The sequence below is a fragment of the Streptomyces sp. NTH33 genome, assembly GCF_003236365.1.
Classification (GTDB): Bacteria; Actinomycetota; Actinomycetes; order Streptomycetales; family Streptomycetaceae; genus Streptomyces.
Genome location: NZ_POTZ01000468.1, coordinates 1 through 5,326, shown reverse-complemented (window position 1 = coordinate 5,326; position 5,326 = coordinate 1). Strand labels below are relative to the sequence as shown.

The following is a 5,326-nucleotide window of genomic DNA, read 5'->3' as shown; positions in this document are numbered from 1 at the left end:
GGCGGGGACCCCTCACCCCACCCCCGCAGGCACCGGGCACCGACTGTCAGCGGTCCGTGGCAGGATCGGGGACGTGGCAGATACAGCATCGAAGAAGACCGACAGCCTCCCCGCCGGCAGCCGCCCACGACTGCTGCTCATGGACGGACACTCGCTGGCCTACCGCGCGTTCTTCGCGCTGCCCGCGGAGAACTTCACGACCGCGACCGGGCAGCCGACGAACGCGATCTACGGCTTCGCGTCGATGCTGGCCAACACGTTGCGTGACGAGGCGCCCACGCACTTCGCGGTGGCGTTCGACGTGTCCCGCAAGACGTGGCGCTCGGAGGAGTTCGCCGAGTACAAGGCGAACCGCTCCAAGACGCCGGACGAGTTCAAGGGCCAGGTCGAGCTGATCTGCGAGCTGCTCGACGCGATGCACGCCGCCCGCTTCGCCGTCGAGGGGTTCGAGGCGGACGACGTGATCGCCACCCTCGCCACCCAGGCCGAGGCCGAGGGCTTCGAGGTGCTGATCGTCACCGGCGACCGGGACTCCTTCCAGCTGGTCAGCGAGCACACCACGGTGCTGTATCCCACGAAGGGCGTCTCCGAGCTGACCCGGTTCACCCCGGAGAAGGTCGCCGAGAAGTACGGGTTGACGCCCGCCCAGTACCCGGACTTCGCCGCCCTGCGCGGCGACCCCTCCGACAACCTGCCCGGCATCCCCGGCGTGGGCGAGAAGACGGCCACGAAGTGGATCAAGCAGTTCGGTTCCTTCGCCGAGCTCGTCGAGCGCGCCGACGAGGTCAAGGGCAAGGCCGGGCAGAACCTGCGCGACCACCTGGAGTCCGTCAAGCTCAACCGCCGCCTCACCGAACTGGAGCGGAACGTCGAGCTGCCCAGGGCGGTCACCGACCTCGCGCGCACGCCGTACGACCGCAAGGCCGTCGCGACGGTCCTGGACACCCTGGAGATCCGCAACCCCTCCCTGCGCGAGCGCCTCTTCGCCGTCGACCCGGGCGCCGAGGAGGCCGAGACCACCCCGATCGCCGCGGACGGCGTGGAACTGGACGGTGCCGTGCTCGGCACCGGCGAGCTGGCGCCCTGGCTCGCCGAGCACGGCGCGCAGACCCTCGCCGTCGCCACCGTCCACGCCTGGGCGCTCGGCGCGGGCTCCGTCGCCGAGGTCGCGCTCGCCGCGCCCGGGGGAGCGGCCGCCTGGTTCGACCCGTCCCAGCTGGACGAGGCCGACGAGGGCGCGTTCGCGGACTGGCTGGCCGACGCCGGCCGGCCCAAGGTCTTCCACGACGCCAAGAGCGCGATGCGGGTCCTCGCCGAGCACGGCTGGCGCGTCGAGGGCGTCACCATGGACACCGCGCTCGCCGCCTACCTGGTCAAGCCGGGCCGCCGCTCCTTCGCCCTGGACGCGCTGTCCCTGGAGTACCTGCACCGCGAGCTCGCCCCCGCCGCCCAGGCCGACGGCCAGCTCGCCTTCGGCGCGGACGAGGGCGCCGAGGCCGAGGCCCTGATGATCCAGGCCCGCGCCGTCCTGGACCTGGGCGAGGCCTTCGAGGACCGCCTGCGGGAGGTCGGCGCGGCGGAGCTGCTGCGCGACATGGAGCTGCCCTCCTCCGCGCTGCTCGCCCGCATGGAGCGGCACGGCATCGCCGCCGACCGCGCCCACCTCGAAGCGATGGAGCAGATGTTCGCCGGTGCGGTGCAGCAGGCCGTGAAGGAGGCGCACGCGGCGGCCGGACACGAGTTCAACCTCGGCTCGCCCAAGCAGCTCCAGGAGGTCCTCTTCGGCGAGCTCGCCCTGCCGAAGACGAAGAAGACCAAGACGGGCTACACCACCGACGCCGACGCCCTGGCGTGGCTGGCCACCCAGACGGACAACGAGCTGCCGGTGATCATGCTCCGCCACCGCGAGCAGGCCAAGCTCCGCGTCACCGTCGAGGGCCTGATCAAGACCATCGCCGCGGACGGCCGTATCCACACGACCTTCAACCAGACGGTCGCCGCCACCGGCCGTCTGTCCTCCACCGACCCCAACCTGCAGAACATCCCCGTGCGCACCGACGAGGGCCGGGCCATCCGCCGCGGCTTCGTCGTCGGCGAGGGCTTCGAGTCCCTGATGACCGCCGACTACAGCCAGATCGAGCTGCGCGTGATGGCCCACCTGTCCCAGGACGCGGGCCTGATCGAGGCGTTCACCTCCGGCGAGGACCTGCACACCACGGCCGCCTCCCAGGTCTTCGGCGTCGACCGCTCGGCCGTGGACCCGGAGATGCGCCGCAAGATCAAGGCGATGTCGTACGGCCTGGCGTACGGGCTGTCGGCCTTCGGCCTCTCCCAGCAGCTGAACATCGAGGCGGCCGAGGCCCATGCCCTGATGGACGCCTACTTCGAGCGCTTCGGCGGCGTACGGGACTATCTGCGCCGCGTGGTCGACGAGGCACGGGCGACCGGCTACACCGAGACCCTCTTCGGCCGCCGCCGCTACCTGCCCGACCTCAACAGCGACAACCGCCAGCGCCGTGAGATGGCCGGGCGGATGGCCCTCAACGCGCCGATCCAGGGTACGGCGGCGGACATCGTCAAGATCGCCATGCTGCGCGTGGACCGGGCCCTGCGCGAGGCCGGCCTCGCCTCCCGGATGCTGCTGCAGGTCCACGACGAAATCGTCCTGGAGATCGCCCCCGGCGAGCGCGCGGCCACCGAGGAGATCGTCCGCCGCGAGATGTCCGGCGCGGTCCGGCTCAGGGCTCCCCTGGACGTCTCGGTGGGCGTGGGCCCGGACTGGGAGTCGGCGGCGCACTAGCCGACGGCGCCGGCGGAGCCGTACCGCGGGGGCCCGTCACTCACGTGGCCCCCGCAGAAACGCAGTCGTCACCCATGCCCGCCAGGATGCGGGCATGGGTATACGCATGCTCAACCACCGGCCGGCGGTGATCCGGGAGGACACCGGCGAGCCCTCCGCCGAGCCGCCGCCATCGGTCCGGCCCTTCGCGGCCGATGCGAGCACCGCCCGCGTCCCCACCGATCTGACGACGACCCTGCGCCGCGCCGCACGGGACCTCCGCCGCCGGCCGACGCGCGGCGAGCCCGCCCTCGGGGAGACACCCCCCTGGTGCCTGTGGGCCGACGTCGCCCGCGGCTACCTCGCGCTCCTCCTCGCCCGCCTGCCCCGGCCGGGCCCGGCGCGGCACGTCACCGTCTTCGTCGCCACCACGGCCCCCGCCCCCGTCAGCGACCGCTCCGAAGACCTGCCTCCGCACCGGCCCCGTCAGGACCGGGATCACCGGCAGGGTCCCGAGCCGGACGCCACGCCCTGACCGCGGCGGCGTACACCAGCAGCCCCACCACCAGGCCCGCGCCCGCACCGAAGCACAGCGTCGGCACCACGTCCCTCACCCTGGCTCCGACTCCGGCTCCGGCCCCGGCCTCCCTCAGGAAGGCCCAGGCCCTGGCGAGCCGCTGCACGGCCCCGGCCGCCGCGCAGCCGACGATCACGGCCCCGGCCCGCCGCCGGTCCCGCACCGACAGCACGGGAACCCCCGCGGGCTCACCCGCCGGCGCCCGCCGCAGCGCGCGGAACAGGAAGGCGGCGATCACGACCGCCGCCACCGCGGAGCTGCCGTACTGCAGGTACGTGTAGACCGGCAGGCCCGCCACCAGCTGCCCGAGCAGCGGGAACTGCCGCATTCCCCACCGGTCGGGGTGGGTGAACTCGTCCCACACCACATGCGTCAGCGCGCCCAGCGCGGCGGAGACGTACCACCACAGCACCGAGGACGCCTCCACGCGCGTGCGTGGCGCCCCGCACCGCACCAGTGCCGCCGTACGTCCCTGGAGCGAGCGCGGCAGCAGCGCCACCAGAGGCTCGCGCACCACCAGCCACAGCCCCACCAGCACCCAGGCGACGAGCACATCGAGCGTGAGCACCCCGGGAAGGGAGTGCGTGACCGCACCGAACGTCATCGCGCCGGACACGGCACTCGCCGCGTAATAGGTCATGTCGGGCGCGAAGGAACCCGCGACGAGGACCGCCGGGACCAGCCGGCCCCGCCCCGTCCCGTCGCCGCGCACCACGGGCAGCACGGCCGCCGCATGACTCAGTGTGAACGGCAACGAAGCTCCCTTCAGAGGCTGTTGGCGTCCCAGTATGCGGGACACCCCGATGTGGCCTCCGTGTAACACCTCACGCAAAACATCGTGCCCAATCGGTGAAAATCGGGCACGAACGGGTGCCGAGGGAAAGCAAGTTGTCGTAGGGTCACCGCACAGACGGACGCCAGGCGTCCACGGGAGGGGGTCACTGTATATGGCGGCGCACTTCGGCAGCAGGCTGCGCAAGGGAGCGACGACCACGGCCGTGGCCGCGGCGGCGGTCGCGGCTCTCTCCGCGTCCCAGGCTCCCGGGGTCACGGTCGACGACCACGGCAGACAGTCCGCCGCCGAGGCGACCCCCACGGGGTCCGAGGCGGGCACCGACGGCGCCGCGACCGGCAACTCGCCGTACTACACGGAACTGCCGCCCCTCAACAGCCCCAGCCCGGCGCCCACCACCGGCACTCCCGACGGCACTCCCGACGGCACCCCCGTCGTCCAGGGACCGGCCGAGGCCGGCATACCCGCCACCGTCCTCGACGCCTACAAGAAGGCCGAGGCGAAGCTGCGCGCCGCCAAGCCCGGCTGCAACCTGCCCTGGCAACTGCTCGCCGCCATCGGCAAGGTCGAGTCCGGCCACGCGCGCGGCGGCAACGTCGACGCGGACGGCACCACCGTCTCCCGCATCGTCGGCCCCCGCCTCGACGGCAACGGCTTCGCCCACATCAGCGACACCGACCACGGTGCCTACGACGGCGACAGCGCGTACGACCGCGCGGTCGGCCCCATGCAGTTCATCCCGTCCACCTGGGCCTGGGCGGGCCGCGACGGCAACGGGGACGGCGCGAAGGACCCCAACAACGTCTACGACGCCGCCCTCGCCGCCGGCCACTACCTGTGCCGCTTCGGCTGGGACCTGTCCAGCGCCGCCGACCTCGAGCGCGCGATCCTCAGCTACAACAACTCGCGGGACTACCTGAACACCGTCCTGTCCTGGCTGGAGTACTACCGCAAGGGCTCCCACTCGGTGCCGGACGGCACGGGTACGCTGCCGTCCCGGCGCAGCGACGAGACGGCCTGGGCAGGCGCCGGCCCGTCACCGGCCCCGTCCTCCGGCACGTCGAGCCCCGCACCCGGCAAGCCGGCGAAGCCGGGCGGTGGCGGTACGACGAGCCCGAGCCCGAATCCTCCGACACCGTCCAAGCCGCCCAAGCCGGCCCAGCCGACCCCGCCGACC

General features: G+C 72.9%; 4 protein-coding genes. 3 read left to right on the top strand and 1 reads right to left on the bottom strand.

All coding sequences use genetic code 11. From position 1 onward, the window contains the following. Nucleotides 1-73: 73 nt before the first annotated feature. Together polA and C1I97_RS30635 are read left to right on the top strand one after the other, a co-directional pair. Entirely contained in the window at nucleotides 74-2,800 is a 2,727-nt protein-coding gene (gene polA, locus C1I97_RS30640) for a DNA polymerase I (RefSeq protein ID WP_111006345.1), read from the top strand. A 94-nt stretch (nucleotides 2,801-2,894) separates the two neighbouring features. Then, nucleotides 2,895-3,314, top strand: a complete 420-nt coding sequence (locus tag C1I97_RS30635) for a hypothetical protein (RefSeq protein WP_181446991.1) — start codon at nucleotides 2,895-2,897, stop codon at nucleotides 3,312-3,314. Here the strand turns inward: C1I97_RS30635 and C1I97_RS30630 are convergent. Then, on the bottom strand, nucleotides 3,226-4,110 hold the full coding sequence (locus C1I97_RS30630) for a DUF4184 family protein (protein WP_111006344.1): 885 nt from the start codon (nucleotides 4,108-4,110) through the stop codon (nucleotides 3,226-3,228). The genes C1I97_RS30635 and C1I97_RS30630 overlap by 89 nt on opposite strands. Before the next feature lie 193 nt (nucleotides 4,111-4,303). On the opposite strand from C1I97_RS30630, the gene C1I97_RS30625 reads away from it, so the two are divergent. Then, nucleotides 4,304-5,326, top strand: a 1,023-nt coding sequence (locus C1I97_RS30625) for a lytic transglycosylase domain-containing protein (RefSeq protein WP_146608343.1), incomplete at its 3' end; no start/stop codon positions are given.